Raw genomic sequence first — 14,417 nt, 5'->3', positions numbered from 1 at the left:
TCGCCGTCACGAGGGGCATGAGGCGCGGGCGTTCGAAAGGAGGTTCTGGACAACCCCTATTTTGCCGCCTTCATGCCAGGCGATCCCGGACATCCCACCAAGCCCCCATCGCTGTGTCCCCGGTACGGGTAAGCCATAGGTTTCCTGCAGGGGACGTTGGGGTAAATTGCTTTAAGCCTAAACAAAGGAGCTCCATTCCATGACCACCCGCCGCCTTGTCATCAGCCGCAGCGCCGCCCTCGTTGGCGCCGCATCCACGGGCCTGTTGCTGCCCTCCATCGTGCGTGCGCAAAGCGGCAAGGTACGGGTGGGTTTCATGCTGCCCTACACGGGCACCTTCGCCCAATTGGGGGTGGCCATCGAGAACGGCGTGCGCCTGGCCATCGACCAGCAAGGCGGCAAGCTCGGCGGGCGCGAGATTGAGTGGTTCAAGGTGGATGATGAGTCCGAGCCCAGCAAGGGCGTCGAAAACGCCAGCAAGCTGGTGCAGCGCGACAAGGTGGACGTGCTGATCGGCACCGTGCACTCGGGCGTGCAGATGGGCATCCAGAAGGTGGCGCGCGACACCGGCGTGCTCAACCTCATCCCCAACGCGGGCGTGCATGCCGCCACGCGCGCCCTGTGCGCCCCCAACGTGTTCCGAACCTCCTTCAGCAATTCCCAGCCCACGCTGGCCCTGGGCAAGGCCATGGTCGAGAAGGGCCACAAGAAGGCCGTCTGGATCACCTGGAAGTACGCGGCCGGCGACGAGGCCTTCGAAGGCTTCAAGCAAAGCTACACCGCCGCGGGCGGCACCATCGTCAAGGAGCTGGGCCTGCCCTTCCCCAATGTGGAGTTCCAGGCGTTGCTGACCGAGATCGCCGCGCTCAAGCCCGATGCCGTGGCCTGTTTCTTCGCCGGCGGGGGCGCCGCCAAGTTCATCCGGGACTACGCGGCGGCAGGCCTCAAGGACAAGATTCCGCTGTACGGGTCGGGCTTCCTGACCGAAGGCGTGCTGGACGCCGCGGGCCCTGCGGCCGACGGCATCATCACCACCATGCACTACAGCGATTCGTTGGACACGCCGCGCAACAAGCAGTTCCGCCTGGAATACGCCAAGGCGTTCCGCAGCCAGCCCGACGTCTACGCGGTGCAGGGCTACGACACGGGCCTGCTGCTGGTGCAGGGCGCCAATGCCGTGAAGGGTGATCTGTCTGCCAAGCCCGCCGTCATCAAGGCCATGGAAAACGCCACCATCGACAGCCCGCGCGGCAAGTGGACGATGAGCAAGTCGCACAACCCGGTGCAGGACATCTACCTGCGCCGCGTGGAGAACAAGGAAAACAAGGTGATCGGCGTGGCCGCCAAGGCCCTGGCCGACAGCGGCGCAGGATGCCGAATGGGCTGAAGCCCCCGCGCGCCGCGGACGGCCCGCCCAAGGCGCGCCCCGCCTTCCGTGGCGGCAACCCGCGACTTTGACACAATGCACCAAGGGGCTGCCCGGAGGCAGGCCCGTCTGCCGTGCGCCCGGACTTTGCGGCCACCTTCCTCGAACCTCTTTCCATGTCGCTCAGTACCTACCTGCTTTACCTCGCCGCAGTGGCCCTGCTGGTCCTGTCCCCCGGACCGACGATGCTCATGTGCATGACCAGTTCCCTGCAGCACGGCCCGCGCAAGGCCCTGGCCGCGGCGGCAGGCAGCGTGACAGCGGTTCTGGGCACGATGCTGCTGTCCGCCCTGGGGCTGGGGGCGCTGCTGGCGGCCTCCGAAACCGCATTCTGGGTGCTCAAGGCCGCGGGCGCGGCCTACCTGATCTGGCTTGGCATCAAGACGTTCCGCAGCCAGACCACGGTGTTCGACCACATGCCCGCGAAGGGCGACCAGTCCAAGGCCACGGCCTTTGCGCGCAAGCTCTACGTCCAGGGGTTGATCGTGGGCGGCAGCAACCCCAAGGCGTTGCTGTTCTTCACCGCGTTCTTTCCCCAGTTTCTGGATCCGGCAGCGGCGTGGGCGCCACAGTTCGCCGTGCTGGCAAGCACCTTTGTGGCCTTTGAATTCACGGTGCTCACGCTGTGCGCCCTGGGCGTGGCGCGCCTGGCACCGGTGCTGCGTTCAGGCACCCGCATGCGCTGGTTCAACCGCGTCTCGGGCGGCCTGTTCACGTTGATGGGCACGCTCCTGCTGGCCACGCGCCGCGCCGCCTGACCCTTGCGCCAGCACGCCATGGACTTCGCCACTTTCCTGATCCAGCTGCTCAACAGCGTGCAGTACGGGCTGCTGCTGTTCATGCTGGCGGCGGGCCTCACCTTGATCTTCGGGATCATGGGCGTGGTGAACCTCGCGCACGGAAGCTTCTACATGCTGGGGGCCTACCTGGGCTATTCGCTGTCGGGCTACTTCGGCAGCCTCACGCTCGCCATCCTTGGCGGCACGGTGCTGGCCGTGGTCTTTGGCCTGGCCCTGGAGTGGCTGCTGTTTCGCCACTTCTACCACCGCGACCACCTGGACCAGGTGCTGCTCACCTTCGGCCTCATCTACATCTTCGAGGAACTGCGCTCCATCCTCTGGGGCGACGACGTGCATGGCGTGGCGATTCCGCCGGTGCTGGAATGGTCCATCCCGCTCACCGACACCCTTTCCTACCCTGTGTACCGGCTCTTCATTTCCGGGGTCTGCATCGCGCTGGCGCTGGCCCTGTACCTGCTGATCTCCAGGACCCGGCTGGGCATGAAGATCCGCGCCGGCGCGTTCAACCGCGACATGGCCGAATCGCTGGGCGTGAACATCAAGCTCATCCATGCCATCGTGTTCGCCCTCGGCGTGGGGCTGGCCGCTGTCGCGGGCATGGTGGCCGCGCCGGTGTCCAGCGTCTATCCCAACATGGGCTCCTCGGTGCTCATCATGTGCTTCGTGGTGGTGGTGATCGGCGGCATCGGTTCCGTGCGCGGCGCACTCATCGCGGCGCTGCTGGTGGGCTTTGTCGATACGTTCGGCAAGGTGCTCTTGCCCTCCATGGCCGGGATGCTGGTCTATATGCTGATGGCGGCCGTGCTGCTGTGGAAACCTGAAGGTCTTTTCAAGCAATGATGCCCCCCACGTTCATCACTTCGTGTATTTCGCTGCCCGCCCCGGGGCGGCCCGGCGGCAGCGCATGAGCACGCCCCGCGCCAACATCGAGGTGCTGCCGCGCAGCGTGCAATTCGCCCTGGCACTGGGGCTGGCTGCGCTGCTGCTGTTCCCGGTCGTCGGCAGCGACTTCTACGTGCAGATGGTCACGCGCATGATGATCATGGCCATCTTCGCCATGAGCCTGGACCTGCTGCAGGGCGTGACCGGCCTGGTGTCGCTGGGCCATGCCGCCTACTTTGGCGTGGCGGGCTACGCGCTAGCGTTCCTCACGCCCGCCGACATGCCGGTGAGCCTGTGGTGGTCGCTGCCGCTGGCCGTGGCCGGCGCGGGGCTGGTGGCGCTGTTCATCGGCTTTTTCGTGGTGCGCACGCACGGCATCTACTTCATCATGGTCACCATGGCGTTCGCGCAGATGGTGTTCTATCTGTTCTTCGACAACAAGGTCCTGGGCGGCTCGGATGGCCTGTACATCAACTTCCGGCCCGACGCCTCCATCTTCGGCTGGCTGCCGTTCGACCTGGAAGGCCGCAAGACCTTCTACTACTTCACCCTCGCCCTGGTGGTCATCGTCTATGTGCTGCTGCGCCGCCTGCTCTGGAGTCCGCTGGGCCGCGCGCTTTCGGGCATCCGCATCAACGAGCACCGCATGCGCGCCATGGGCTTTGGCACGCGCGGCTACAAGCTCACCGCCTTCACCGTGGCGGGTGCGCTCGCGGGGCTGGCGGGCTACCTGTGGGGCGCGCAGACGGGCTATGTGAACCCGGAGCTGATGGGCTTTCACATGAGTGCCCACGCCATCATGATGATCATCCTGGGCGGCATGGGCAACTTCGCGGGCGCTATCGTGGGCGCCTTCGCGTTCGAGTACCTGCTGCACGTGTTCAAGGACATCACCAAGCACTGGCAGCTGCTGATGGGCAGCTTCATCGTGCTGGTGGTGGTGGCCGCGCCGCGCGGGCTGCTGGGCATGCTGGGGCAGCGCCGGGCCGCCAGGGCGCAGGAGGAGGGTCCGCACCATGGCCGATGAAACCCTGCTCTCGGCCCGCCAGCTCACCAAGCGGTTCGGCGGCCTGGCCGCCGTCAACGGAGTGTCGCTGGACCTGTGGCGTGGCCGCATCCATGCCGTGATCGGCCCCAACGGCGCGGGCAAGTCCACGCTGACCAACCTGCTCTCGGGCGATCTGGCGCCCACCTCCGGGATGGTGCAGATTGGCGGCACCGAGGTGACCGGGTGGGCCCCCGAGCGCATCTCGCGCCAGGGCCTGGGCCGCAGCTACCAGAAGACCAACATCTTCTTGCCGCTCACGGTGCACGAAAATGTGCGCCTGGCCGCCCAGTCGCGCGATGCGCAGCAGCCCTGGAATCCGCTGCGCTGGTGGCAGGACACGCGCGCCAACACTATCAAAAACAGAGCTACCCACGCCCGCCTGGAAAGCGCCATCGAGCTTTCTGGCTTGAAGGACAGGCGCATGGCGATTGCAGGCGCCATGAGCCACGGCGAGCAGCGCCAGCTCGAAATCGCAATGACCCTGGCCACCGAGCCGCGGGTGCTGCTGCTCGACGAGCCCCTGGCCGGCATGGGCGTGGCCGAGGCCGAACGCATGGTCGAGCTGCTGCAGCGCCTCAAGCCCGCCCACGCCATCATGCTGGTGGAGCACGACATGGATGCCGTGTTCGCGCTGGCCGACCACCTTACCGTGATGGTCAACGGCGAAGTCATCGCCCACGGAACGCCCCCCGAGGTGCGTGCCGATGCCACGGTGCAAGCCGCATACCTGGGGGAGGATCACTGACATGGCGACTCCCTGGATTGATGCGCGCGGCATCCACACCTTCTATGGTCCCAGCCACATCCTGCACGGCGTGGACTTCGCCGTCGGCCAGGGCGAGACCATCGGCCTCATGGGCCGCAACGGCATGGGCAAGAGCACGCTGCTCAAGTCGCTGATGGGCCTGGTCAAGCCCCGCTCCGGCTCGGTGACCGTCGCGGGCCGCGACATGACCGGCCGCCCGCCCTTCGAAGTGTCGCGCCTGGGCGTGGCCTACGTGCCCGAGGGGCGCGGCATCTTCGGCAACCTCAGCGTGGTCGAGAACCTGCAGATGGCCGCGCGCGCGGGAACCCGGGGCCAGCGGGACTGGACTTACGAACGCGTGCTGGAGACCTTCCCCCGCCTGAAGGAGCGCCTGGGCCACGGCGGCCAGCAGCTCAGCGGCGGCGAGCAGCAGATGCTGACCATCGGCCGGGCGCTCATGACCAACCCCGACGTGCTCATTCTCGACGAGGCCACGGAAGGCCTGGCGCCGCTCATCGCGCGCGAGATCTGGCGCATCTGCAGCCTCATCAAGGACAGCGGCATCAGCAGCGTGATCGTGGACAAGAACTGGAAACACGTCACGCAGATCACCGACCGCAACGTCATCCTGGTCAAGGGCCAGGTGGTGTTCGAGGGCAGCTCCGACGCCCTGCATGCGCAGCCGCAGCTGCTGGAGCAGTACCTGGGGGTATGAAGCCCCGGTGGCGGCAGCCCGCGCCGATAGAATCATCCGCTTTCCTCCTGAAGGGGCCCCACCCGTGTCTGATCGCCTGGCAGTCCTGCCGCAATACCTCATGCCCAAGCAGGCCCTGACCACCCTGGCCGGCAAATTTGCGTCGGCCCGGCTGGGTGGCCTCACGACCTCGGTGATCCGCCGCTTCGTGGCCCGCTACAACGTCAACATGGCCGAGGCGGCCAACCCTGACATCGCCAGCTACGCATCGTTCAACGACTTCTTCACGCGTGCGTTGAAGCCTGGTGCCCGCCCGCTGGCGCAGGCCGATCTGGTCTGCCCCGTGGACGGCGCCATCAGCCAGTTCGGCCCCATCGCCAAGGACCAGATCTTCCAGGCCAAGGGCCACACCTACTCCACCACCGCGCTGGTGGGCGGCGATGCCGCCGCCGCGGCGCGGTTTGACAACGGCCACTTCGCCACGCTGTACCTGAGCCCGCGCGACTACCACCGCATCCACATGCCCTGCGCGGGCGAGCTCACGCGCATGGTGCATGTGCCTGGCGACCTGTTTTCGGTGAACCCCACCACGGCGCGCGGCGTGCCCGGGCTGTTTGCCCGCAACGAGCGTGTGGTGTGCTTCTTTGAATCGGCGCAGGGGCCGTTCGTGCTGGTGCTGGTGGGGGCCACCATCGTCGGCAGCATGGCCACGGTATGGCATGGGCAGGTGAATCCACCGCGTCCGGGCACGCCGCGCCAATGGGACTATGCCCAGGGACAGGTGAGCCTGCGGCAGGGCGAGGAAATGGGGCGCTTCCTGCTGGGTTCGACCGTGGTGATGCTGTTTCCCCAGGGCCCGCTGCAGTTCAACCCGCAGTGGGCGCCCGCCCGGCCCATCCAGCTGGGCGAGGCGATGGCGCAGTTCGGCGCACGCTGAGGTTCGTCAGCCCGCGGTGGCGGCGCGCCGGGCGCCGCGTCAGAACCGGTCGGGAACGCGCGTGAGGTGGAAGGCCGTGGGCTCCACCCGAAGGGCATCGGGGTGCACCGGCGCATCGTGCCCCACCAGGTAGATCATCATCGCGTTGCGGCGCACCACCACGTGGCTGACCGTCTCGCGCTGCTGTCCCCATTGCACGGAGGCTCCGGGCTTGAAAAGGGGCATGTAGTAGTAGGCCGCTGGATCCATGAGGGGGTGCGGCTCCTTCCGCATTGGCTGACCGGGCACAGGGTGGTGAAAACAGGGGGCGCCCGCCGGGCGATTCCGAACCATCGCTGCAGCCATACTAGCACCGAACCCCCGCCACCCTGGCCCATGCCGCTACAAGAATTCGAGCAGAGGGGCACACCGCCGCACCGTTGGGGCCCCTGCGGACCCGTGGATCAGCGCGGAGCCTGGCGCGCGTGCGCGAATGCCAGCGCGGCCCGCAGCATGCGTTCGAGGTGCGGCTGCACGCGCTGCGCCACGTCGGGCAGGTAGTCGAACGGCAAGGATTCCTGCATGTAGCTGCACTGCGTCATCTCCAGCTGCACGGCATGCACGCCCTGCCCCGGCTGGCCATAGTGGCGCGTGATGTGCCCCCCCTTGAAGCGGCCGTTGAGCACCGCCGTGTAGCCGCCCGCGGCCTCCGCGATGGCCAGCAGCTCCCGGGCCAGTGCGGGATCGCAGCTTTCGCCGTTGGCCGTGCCCAGGTTCAGGTCCGGCAGCTTGCCTTCGAAGAAGCGCGGGAGCACCGAGCGGATCGAATGCGCGTCCCACAGCACGGCCACGCCATGCCGGGCGTGGATGCGATCGAGCTCGGCGCGCAGTTGCGCGTGGTACGGCGCCCAGACGGCATCGCGGCGCGCGGCGACTTCGGCTTCGCCCGGCACGTCGCCCTGGGCGTAGATGGGCGTGTCGTCAAAGGTATCGACCGGGCACAGGCCGGTGACGCTCTGGCCGGGGTAGAGGCTCGCACCGTCGGGCGGACGGTTCAGGTCCACCACGTAGCGCGAGTGCGTGGCCACCAGGATGGAAGCGCCCATGTCGCGCGCAAAACCGTACAGCCGGTCCATGTGCCAGTCGGTATCGGGCACCTGGCGGGCCTCTTCGGTAAACCGCGCGGCCAGCGCGGGCGGCACGTAGGTTCCCGCGTGGGGCATGGAGATCAGCAGCGGCTGGGTGCCTTGGTGAAAGACAAACGGAGATGGTGCGGTGTCGGTCATGGTGGGTTCAGAAATAAAACAAAGACAGCCTCAATCCGGCGCGATGGTGGCCGACCGGGCTGCCACAAAGGCCCGGGCCGCCGATTCATGGAGTACATGCCGGCCTCCGGACACGCGGCGCACGCCCGCCACCCAGAGGCTGCCGATGGCCGAGGTCCGGTGGCTGCCAAACACATGGGCCGAGAGCATGCTGTGCGCAGGCAGATCGCGCAGCGCCACATGCTGCGCGTCCAGCACCACCATGTCGGCCTGCTGGCCCACCGCGATGCCGCCAACGGCCCGCCCCGCAGCCTGCGCCCCGCCAGCCACGGCCTGCAAGGTCATGGCGGTTGCGACCTCGGGCTGCGCGGCGGAGGCCAGCACATTGCGCTGCCGGCGTGACAGGCGCTGGCTGTACTCCAGCATCAACAGCTCTTCGGCCGCATTCACACAGGCATGGCTGTCCGAGCCCACGCCCCAGCGCCCACCCTGCTGCAGCCACAGCGGCATGTCGAAGATGCCGTCGCCCAGGTTCGCTTCGGTGGTGGGGCAGATGCCAGCGACGGCGCCGCTGCGCGCGGCGCCGGCGTATTCATCGGGCGTCATGTGGGTGGCGTGCACCAGGCACCAGCGTTCGTCCACCGGGGCGTGGTCGAGCAGCCACCGCACGGGGCGCTGGCCGCTCCAGGCGATGCAGTCGTCCACCTCCTGCGTCTGCTCGGCGATGTGGATGTGGATGGGTGCGTGGGGATCGAGGGCGGCGAGGCCCTGCACGGCGGCGGTCAGGCTCTCGGGCGGCACGGCACGCAGCGAGTGCGGGGCCAGGCCCAGAACGGCCCCCTGCGCCCGTGCAGCGGGCGCCAGGCGCTCCAATAAAGAGAGCATATTGCCGGTGCTGCGGATGAACCGGGCCTGGTCGGCCCGTGGTGGCTTGGCGCCAAAGCCGCTGGTCTGGTAGAGCACCGGCAGCAGCGTGATGCCCATGCCCGCGTTGCGGGCGGCGCGCAGCAGGGCCAGCGACAGCGTGGCGTCGTCGGCATAGGGTGTGCCACCCTGGTCGTGGTGCACGTAGTGGAACTCGCACACCGAGGTGTAGCCCGCCTCCAGCATCTCCACATACAGCCAGGTGGCGATGGCCTCCAGCGATTCGGGCGTGATGCGGGCGGCAAAGCGGTACATGAGGTTGCGCCAGCTCCAGAAGCTGTCCTGGCTTTCTGCCCGGTACTCGGTGAGCCCGGCAAACGCGCGCTGGAAGGCGTGCGAATGCAGGTTGGGCATGCCGGGGATCACCGGGCCAGCAGCCACCGGCGTGCCTGCTGGCACCGCAGCATCGGAGGCCACGCCGGTGATGCGCCCTGCCCCATCCCACTGCACCAGCACATTGCGCGCCCAGCCGGTGGGCAGCAGCGCATCGGCCGCAAAAAGGCTGTGTGAAGCGTCAAGCGCCATGGCGGGCCCCCTGCTGTGTTTGGATGCCCATGCCATCGGCCACCACCTGCCCCTGCCGCACGACGGTGCAAGCGGGCTTGTGGCCGTACCAATAGGCCAGCTCGGCCGCATCGCCCAGCGGCCACAGCACAAAATTGGCGGGCCTGCCTGATGCGATCAGGCCGTGGGAATCTTGCAAGCCCAGCGCGCGCGCGGCGTGTGTGGTGATGCCGGCCAGGGCCTCGGGCACCGTCAGGCGGAACAGCGTGCACGCCATGTTGGCCATGAGCAGCAGGCTGAGCGCGGGCGAGGTGCCGGGGTTGTGGTCGGTGGACACCGCCATGGGCACGCCGGCCTCGCGCAGCTGCGCAATGGGCGGCAGGTGCGTGTCGCGCAGCGTGTAGTAGGCACCCGGCAGCAGCACGGCCACGGTGCCCGCGGCCTTCATGGCGGCGATGCCGTCCTGCGACAGGTGTTCGATGTGGTCGCACGACAGCGCGCCGTAGCGCGCGGCCAGGGCCGCGCCGCCCATGTCCGAGAGCTGCTCGGCATGCAGCTTGACCGGGATGCCCAGTTTTTGCGCGGCCTGGAACACCTGCTCGGTCTCGGCCAGCGTGAAGGCGATGCGTTCGCAGAACACATCCACCGCATCCACCAGGCCTTCTGCCGCCAGCGCGGGCAGCATCTCGTTGCAGACGAGGTCGGTGTAGTCCTGGCTGCGCCCTGCGTATTCGGGCGGCAGCGCGTGCGCGCCCAGAAAGGTGGTGCGCACCGTCACGCCGAATGCCTCGCCCAGGCGGCGGGCCACGCGCAGCTGCTTGCGCTCGTGCGCGAGGGCCAGCCCATAGCCGGACTTGATCTCGATGGCGCACACGCCCTCGTCCAGCAGGGCCGAGAGGCGCGGAGCGGCCAGGGCAAAGAGCTCGTCTTCCGACGCCCCGCGCGTGGCCTTCACCGACGACACGATGCCGCCACCCGCCCTGGCCACTTCTTCGTACGTGGCACCCGCCAGCCGCATCGCGAACTCGTTGGCGCGCTGGCCGCCGTAGACCAGGTGGGTGTGGCAGTCTACGAGACCGGGCGTGGCCAGCGCGCCCTGCCCATCCCAGCGGCGCAGGGGATGGAAGGCCGGCGGCAGGTGCGCCTCGGGCCCGATCCAGGCCATGCGGCCGTCCTGCACCACCACGCAGGTGGGTTCGCCCTCGGGCACGGGCACATCGGCCGCCACGAGTCCGGCCACGGGCTTCAGATTCACCCACACGCCCTCGGCGCTCTCGCCGGCCGGGCCACCGGGCCGCGCCTGCTGCATCTGCTTGTCTGCCGGAAGGTTCATGGTATCAATTGCTATGCAAACAATAGCTTCCAGCGCTTATTCAGCAAGCGCCAGAGGCCATTTTTATCAAAATTCTGTGCTGGAACCACGCTCCAGCGCGATCCAGGCCAGCGCCGGCGCATCCGCCGCACTGCCGCCATGGGCGGGCTCCAGGCGCCCCTGCAAGGCAACACCCTCCTGCACCCACCAGAAGCCCTGCCCTGCGTGCAGCACGCGGGGCTCGCCGCCCTGCTCTCCCGGCACCCATCGCCAGCCACCCTGCAGCACCATGCACAGGCCGGCGTGCACGCCCGCAGGCGCCCGCGCCTCGCCTGCCACCTGCAGGGCACCGTGCCAGGCGCCCCGGCGCAGCATGAGATTGAAGTCCTTCGAGGTGCCGCCCAGCATGGCGCCGTCCACGGCGTCGTCCCCTGGGAAGGCGAACGGCTGCCAGCGCTGGTCCAGCCCGTGCTCCCAGCCCGGGCCGCGCAGGTGCAGGCCGTCGCCTCCCAGCAGCATGATCTGGCGGTCGATGCCCGGAAAGACCGAGAACGGGCCGGGCCGGTCGACCGTGGCCAGGCTGACCCGCCACTCGAAGGCGTTCATGTCCGCTCCCGGCGGCCAGCAGGCGAGTTCCTGCGTGCTGCCGCCGCCATTCTTCCAGGGCGTGGCGGGGGTGGCGGCAAGGTCAAAGAAGACTGGCATCCCCATCGGTGCCCCGCTCATCGCGCACCCTCCCCGGCTTGCACCGCTTCGGCCACCAGCAGCGGAAACAGCGGGTGGTCCATCTCGGCTCCGGCGGGCAGCACGTCGGTCAGGCCCGCAAACTCGGGCGAGGTCTTCCAGGGCCGGGGGGCGTGGCGGATGTCGTCGCCCAGAAAGCGCACCGAAAACACGCGCCGGCGGTTCACGCCCTCCACCCCGCCCGCGGCGTGCAGGGTGAGCATGTGAAAGCACACCACATCGCCGGGCTCGATCTCCCAGCCGACGATGGGGAAAGCCTCGCGGCGGGCCTCGACATCGGGCAGGTCCTGCAGGCTGCCTTCAGGGAACCACTTGGCCTGGTTGTCCATGAAGGTGCGCGGCATGAGCCAGGGCCCCTTGTGCGAACCGGCCACGAATTCAAGCGTGGCCGCGCGCGACACCGGATCGACCGGAATCCACATGCTGATGTTCTGCAGGCCTTCAATGTTGTAGTACGGCTGGTCCTGGTGCCACGGAGTGCGCTGGCGCGTGCCGGGCTCCTTCACCAGCACATGGTCGTGGTACAGCCGCACGGTGCGCGACTGCATGAGGCGCTGCGCGGCCAGAGCCAGCGGCGTCTCGCGCACGAAGCGGCCGAACTGCGGGATGTCCTGCCAGTTGCAGAAGTCCTCGAAGAAACGGCCCGGGTCATCGGGGCGGCTGGCCACCTTGGCGCGCGGGCTGGGCGCGGCCAGGTTGGCGTCGATGCCTTCGCGCAGCAACGCCACCTCCCCGGGCGTGAGCAGCTGCTTGATGCACAGCGCGCCGTCGCGGTCGAAGCGGGCAATGTCGTCCTGGGTCAGGCGCTCTTGCAGGCGCTGCTGCATCACGGGTGAAAGCGGGGACATCGGGGGTTTCCTCCTCTGGGGTTGACGGCAACCGTGCACAGCGCCGCGCAGCGCCTCAGGCGCGGGTGAGCACGGCCTGCAGGAAGGAGCGCGTGCGCTCCTGCGTGGGGTTGGTGAAGATGGTGGCGGGGGCGCCGGCCTCGATGATGCCACCGCCGTCCATGACGACGACCACGTCGCCCACCTCGCGCGCGAAGTCCATCTCGTGGGTGACGACCATCATGGTCATGCCTTCGCTGGCCAGCAGCTTCATGACCTGCAGCACCTCGCCCACCAGCTCCGGATCGAGCGCCGAGGTGGGTTCGTCGAACAGCATCACGCGCGGCTCCATGGCCAGTGCACGGGCAATGGCCACACGCTGCTTTTGCCCGCCGGACAGGCTGGCGGGCATGGCCGACGCCTTGTGCGCCAGCCCCACCTTGGCCAGCAGGGCCTGGGCACGCTCGTCGGCCTCCTTGCGCGAGAGGCCGCGCAGCTTGCGTGGGCCCAGCGTCACGTTGTCGAGCACCGACAGGTGCGGGAACAGGTTGAACGACTGGAACACCATGCCGACCTCCTCGCGCAGCGCGTTGAGGTCATGGTCGGGCAGCATGCGGCCTTCCTGCACCAGCGTGCGGCCGCAGATCTCGACCGTGCCGCCCTCGGGCTGCTCCAGGCCGTTGCAGCAGCGCAGGAAGGTGCTCTTGCCCGAGCCGCTGGGCCCGATGACCACCACCACCTGCGATGGGAACACGTCGAAGTCGATGCCACTGAGCACCACATGGCTGCCAAACGACTTGCGCAGGCTGCGAATGCGCACGATGGGCTCGGAAGCCGGGTTCGCGCCGGTCACTGCAGACGTTGTCTTCATTGCACCATCCCTCCGGCGCGCAGGCGCAGTTCCATGCGGCGCAGCACCAGCGTGGTGGCCCCGGTCAGAATGAAATACACCACCGCGATCGCCAGGTACACCTCCAGCGAACGGTACGACACGCTGATGATCTTCTGCCCCTCGTGCATCAGGTCGTGGATGGTGAGCAGCGACACCAGCGCCGAGTTCTTGATCAGCGCGATGAACTCATTGCCCAGTGGCGGAATCATGCGCACCACGGCCTGTGGCAGCACCACGGTGCGCATGGCCAGGCCCGACGACATGCCAATGGAACGCGCCGCCTCCATCTGCCCCTTGTCAATGGACTGGATGGCGCCGCGCACCACCTCGGACACATAGGCGCCCGAGTAGATGCCCAGGCCGATCACGCCGCACACAAAAGCGGGCAGCAGGATGCCGAACTGAGGCAGGCCAAAGAACAGGATGAACAGCTGCACCAGCAGCGGCGTGCCGCGTATCGCGGCCACGTAGGCGGTGCACAGGGCGTAGACCACGCGGCGCTTGGGGTTCAGGCGGCCAATGCCCACCAGCAGGCCCATGACGCAGCCCAGCAGCAGCGAGGCAGCCGTGATTTCCACAGTGACCAGCGCACCCGCCAGCAACTGGGGCAACCCGGCCCAGACAGGAGAAAAATCGAGTTCCATGGCTCAGTTCGGCAACGTGTGGCTGCGGTTTACTTGGCAGCGCTGTTGCTGAACCACTTCTTGACAATGGCAGCATAGGTGCCATCGGCCTTGAGCTTGGTGATGGCACCGTTGACGGCCTTCGTCAGCTCGGGCGTGTCCTTGCGCAGGGCCATACCGTACTCTTCCGTGGTGAGCTGCTCGTCGAGCACGCGCAGGCCCGGGCGGGTGCGCACATACTGGAACGCGGCGGGCTTGCCGGTCACGGCAGCATCAGCGCGGCCGATGTCCACCAGGTTGAACATCTCCTGGTTCTTCTCGACCTCAACGCGCTGCACCTTGGGGAATTTCTCGGTCAGGTACGCCACCGACTTGGTGCCCACCTGCACGCTGACCTTCTTGCCGTCCAGGTCGGCCAGCTTGTGGATGGTCTTGTTGTCGGCCTTCACCATCACCACCAGGCCGCCGGCGTAGTAGGAGTCGGTGAAGTCCACCACCTTCTTGCGCTCGTCGGTGATGTAGATGGCCGATACCGCCATGTCGAAGCGCTTGGAGATCAGGCCGGGGATCAGGCCCTTGAAGTCGATGTCCACCCATTCGACCTGCTTGCCCATGGCCTTAGCGATCGCTTCCACCAGCTCGACGTCAAAGCCCGTGCGTTTGCCGTTCTCGACGAACTCCATGGGCGGGAACGTGGCATCGGTGCCCACACGCAGGACGTTGTCCTGGGCCTGCGCACCCGTGGTGCAAAAGGCGGCGGCGGCCAGGCTGGCCAGAAGAAGGTTGCGACGAAGGTTCATGGGGAAAGCTCCTGG

Annotated in this window: 16 protein-coding genes; 7 read left to right on the top strand and 9 right to left on the bottom strand. The window is 67.7% G+C overall.

Annotation, left to right across the window (positions count from 1 at the left end; all coding sequences use genetic code 11):
* Nucleotides 1–199 precede the first annotated feature (199 nt).
* The 7 genes from KW843_RS08750 (at nucleotide 200) to asd (ending at nucleotide 6,532) form a co-directional block, all read left to right on the top strand.
* Nucleotides 200–1,387 carry an ABC transporter substrate-binding protein gene (locus KW843_RS08750; protein ID WP_218294749.1) on the top strand — a complete coding sequence of 396 codons (1,188 nt, stop codon included), beginning with the start codon at nucleotides 200–202 and terminating at the stop codon, nucleotides 1,385–1,387.
* 155 nt (nucleotides 1,388–1,542) lie between these two features.
* The gene (locus KW843_RS08745; protein WP_218294748.1) at nucleotides 1,543–2,184 is read left to right on the top strand and encodes a LysE family translocator; all 642 of its coding nucleotides are present in this window, start codon (nucleotides 1,543–1,545) and stop codon (nucleotides 2,182–2,184) included.
* An 18-nt stretch (nucleotides 2,185–2,202) separates the two neighbouring features.
* Complete coding sequence (locus tag KW843_RS08740) at nucleotides 2,203–3,066, top strand: branched-chain amino acid ABC transporter permease (protein ID WP_218294747.1); 864 nt, start codon at nucleotides 2,203–2,205, stop codon at nucleotides 3,064–3,066.
* Nucleotides 3,067–3,130: 64 nt separating this feature from the next.
* On the top strand, nucleotides 3,131–4,135 hold the full coding sequence (locus KW843_RS08735) for a branched-chain amino acid ABC transporter permease (protein ID WP_218294746.1): 1,005 nt from the start codon (nucleotides 3,131–3,133) through the stop codon (nucleotides 4,133–4,135).
* Entirely contained in the window at nucleotides 4,125–4,901 is a 777-nt protein-coding gene (locus KW843_RS08730; RefSeq protein WP_218294745.1) for an ABC transporter ATP-binding protein, read from the top strand. Before KW843_RS08735 ends, KW843_RS08730 begins: the two co-directional genes overlap by 11 nt.
* 1 nt (nucleotide 4,902) lies before the next feature.
* On the top strand, nucleotides 4,903–5,616 hold the full coding sequence (locus KW843_RS08725; protein ID WP_218294744.1) for an ABC transporter ATP-binding protein: 714 nt from the start codon (nucleotides 4,903–4,905) through the stop codon (nucleotides 5,614–5,616).
* A 64-nt stretch (nucleotides 5,617–5,680) separates the two neighbouring features.
* Nucleotides 5,681–6,532: an archaetidylserine decarboxylase gene (asd, locus tag KW843_RS08720; RefSeq protein ID WP_218294743.1), complete on the top strand. Its 852-nt coding sequence runs from the start codon at nucleotides 5,681–5,683 to the stop codon at nucleotides 6,530–6,532.
* 39 nt (nucleotides 6,533–6,571) lie between these two features.
* On the opposite strand, the gene KW843_RS08715 is transcribed toward asd, so the two are convergent.
* The 9 genes from KW843_RS08715 to KW843_RS08675 all read right to left on the bottom strand — a co-directional run bounded on the left by KW843_RS08715 (nucleotide 6,572) and on the right by KW843_RS08675 (nucleotide 14,402).
* Nucleotides 6,572–6,781, bottom strand: coding sequence for a hypothetical protein (locus KW843_RS08715; RefSeq protein WP_218294742.1), 210 nt, complete (start codon nucleotides 6,779–6,781; stop codon nucleotides 6,572–6,574).
* A 194-nt stretch (nucleotides 6,782–6,975) separates the two neighbouring features.
* Nucleotides 6,976–7,797 (bottom strand): N-formylglutamate deformylase, encoded by an 822-nt coding sequence (gene hutG, locus KW843_RS08710; protein WP_218294741.1) that lies wholly within the window; start codon nucleotides 7,795–7,797, stop codon nucleotides 6,976–6,978.
* A 30-nt stretch (nucleotides 7,798–7,827) separates the two neighbouring features.
* On the bottom strand, nucleotides 7,828–9,225 hold the full coding sequence (locus tag KW843_RS08705) for a formimidoylglutamate deiminase (protein ID WP_218294740.1): 1,398 nt from the start codon (nucleotides 9,223–9,225) through the stop codon (nucleotides 7,828–7,830).
* The gene (gene hutI, locus KW843_RS08700) at nucleotides 9,215–10,513 is read right to left on the bottom strand and encodes an imidazolonepropionase (protein ID WP_218295300.1); all 1,299 of its coding nucleotides are present in this window, start codon (nucleotides 10,511–10,513) and stop codon (nucleotides 9,215–9,217) included. Before hutI ends, KW843_RS08705 begins: the two co-directional genes overlap by 11 nt.
* A 90-nt stretch (nucleotides 10,514–10,603) precedes the next feature.
* Nucleotides 10,604–11,221: a HutD family protein gene (locus KW843_RS08695; protein ID WP_218294739.1), complete on the bottom strand. Its 618-nt coding sequence runs from the start codon at nucleotides 11,219–11,221 to the stop codon at nucleotides 10,604–10,606.
* 17 nt (nucleotides 11,222–11,238) lie between these two features.
* Nucleotides 11,239–12,108 carry a phytanoyl-CoA dioxygenase family protein gene (locus tag KW843_RS08690; RefSeq protein ID WP_218294738.1) on the bottom strand — a complete coding sequence of 290 codons (870 nt, stop codon included), beginning with the start codon at nucleotides 12,106–12,108 and terminating at the stop codon, nucleotides 11,239–11,241.
* Between the two features lie 55 nt (nucleotides 12,109–12,163).
* Nucleotides 12,164–12,958, bottom strand: a complete 795-nt coding sequence (locus tag KW843_RS08685) for an amino acid ABC transporter ATP-binding protein (RefSeq protein ID WP_255594646.1) — start codon at nucleotides 12,956–12,958, stop codon at nucleotides 12,164–12,166.
* On the bottom strand, nucleotides 12,955–13,623 hold the full coding sequence (locus KW843_RS08680) for an amino acid ABC transporter permease (protein ID WP_218294737.1): 669 nt from the start codon (nucleotides 13,621–13,623) through the stop codon (nucleotides 12,955–12,957). Before KW843_RS08680 ends, KW843_RS08685 begins: the two co-directional genes overlap by 4 nt.
* Before the next feature lie 29 nt (nucleotides 13,624–13,652).
* Nucleotides 13,653–14,402, bottom strand: coding sequence for a transporter substrate-binding domain-containing protein (locus KW843_RS08675; protein ID WP_218294736.1), 750 nt, complete (start codon nucleotides 14,400–14,402; stop codon nucleotides 13,653–13,655).
* Nucleotides 14,403–14,417: the final 15 nt, after the last annotated feature.

Source organism: Acidovorax sp. sif1233 (assembly GCF_019218755.1).
Taxonomy (GTDB): Bacteria; Pseudomonadota; Gammaproteobacteria; order Burkholderiales; family Burkholderiaceae_C; genus Acidovorax.
This window is presented reverse-complemented; position numbering and strand designations above follow the sequence as displayed.

Excerpts from the sequence above, each read along its gene's own strand:
- KW843_RS08675 (WP_218294736.1), bottom strand. The coding sequence starts at position 14,402 with ATGAACCTTCGTCGCAACCTTCTTCTGGCCAGCCTGGCCGCCGCCGCC.
- KW843_RS08680 (WP_218294737.1), bottom strand. The coding sequence starts at position 13,623 with ATGGAACTCGATTTTTCTCCTGTCTGGGCCGGGTTGCCCCAGTTGCTG.
- KW843_RS08735 (WP_218294746.1), top strand. The coding sequence starts at position 3,131 with ATGAGCACGCCCCGCGCCAACATCGAGGTGCTGCCGCGCAGCGTGCAA.
- hutI (WP_218295300.1), bottom strand. The coding sequence starts at position 10,513 with ATGCAGCAGGCGCGGCCCGGTGGCCCGGCCGGCGAGAGCGCCGAGGGC.
- hutG (WP_218294741.1), bottom strand. The coding sequence starts at position 7,797 with ATGACCGACACCGCACCATCTCCGTTTGTCTTTCACCAAGGCACCCAG.
- KW843_RS08690 (WP_218294738.1), bottom strand. The coding sequence starts at position 12,108 with ATGTCCCCGCTTTCACCCGTGATGCAGCAGCGCCTGCAAGAGCGCCTG.
- KW843_RS08695 (WP_218294739.1), bottom strand. The coding sequence starts at position 11,221 with ATGCCAGTCTTCTTTGACCTTGCCGCCACCCCCGCCACGCCCTGGAAG.
- KW843_RS08730 (WP_218294745.1), top strand. The coding sequence starts at position 4,125 with ATGGCCGATGAAACCCTGCTCTCGGCCCGCCAGCTCACCAAGCGGTTC.
- KW843_RS08740 (WP_218294747.1), top strand. The coding sequence starts at position 2,203 with ATGGACTTCGCCACTTTCCTGATCCAGCTGCTCAACAGCGTGCAGTAC.
- KW843_RS08685 (WP_255594646.1), bottom strand. The coding sequence starts at position 12,958 with ATGAAGACAACGTCTGCAGTGACCGGCGCGAACCCGGCTTCCGAGCCC.
- KW843_RS08725 (WP_218294744.1), top strand. The coding sequence starts at position 4,903 with ATGGCGACTCCCTGGATTGATGCGCGCGGCATCCACACCTTCTATGGT.
- KW843_RS08715 (WP_218294742.1), bottom strand. The coding sequence starts at position 6,781 with ATGGATCCAGCGGCCTACTACTACATGCCCCTTTTCAAGCCCGGAGCC.
- KW843_RS08750 (WP_218294749.1), top strand. The coding sequence starts at position 200 with ATGACCACCCGCCGCCTTGTCATCAGCCGCAGCGCCGCCCTCGTTGGC.
- KW843_RS08705 (WP_218294740.1), bottom strand. The coding sequence starts at position 9,225 with ATGGCGCTTGACGCTTCACACAGCCTTTTTGCGGCCGATGCGCTGCTG.
- KW843_RS08745 (WP_218294748.1), top strand. The coding sequence starts at position 1,543 with ATGTCGCTCAGTACCTACCTGCTTTACCTCGCCGCAGTGGCCCTGCTG.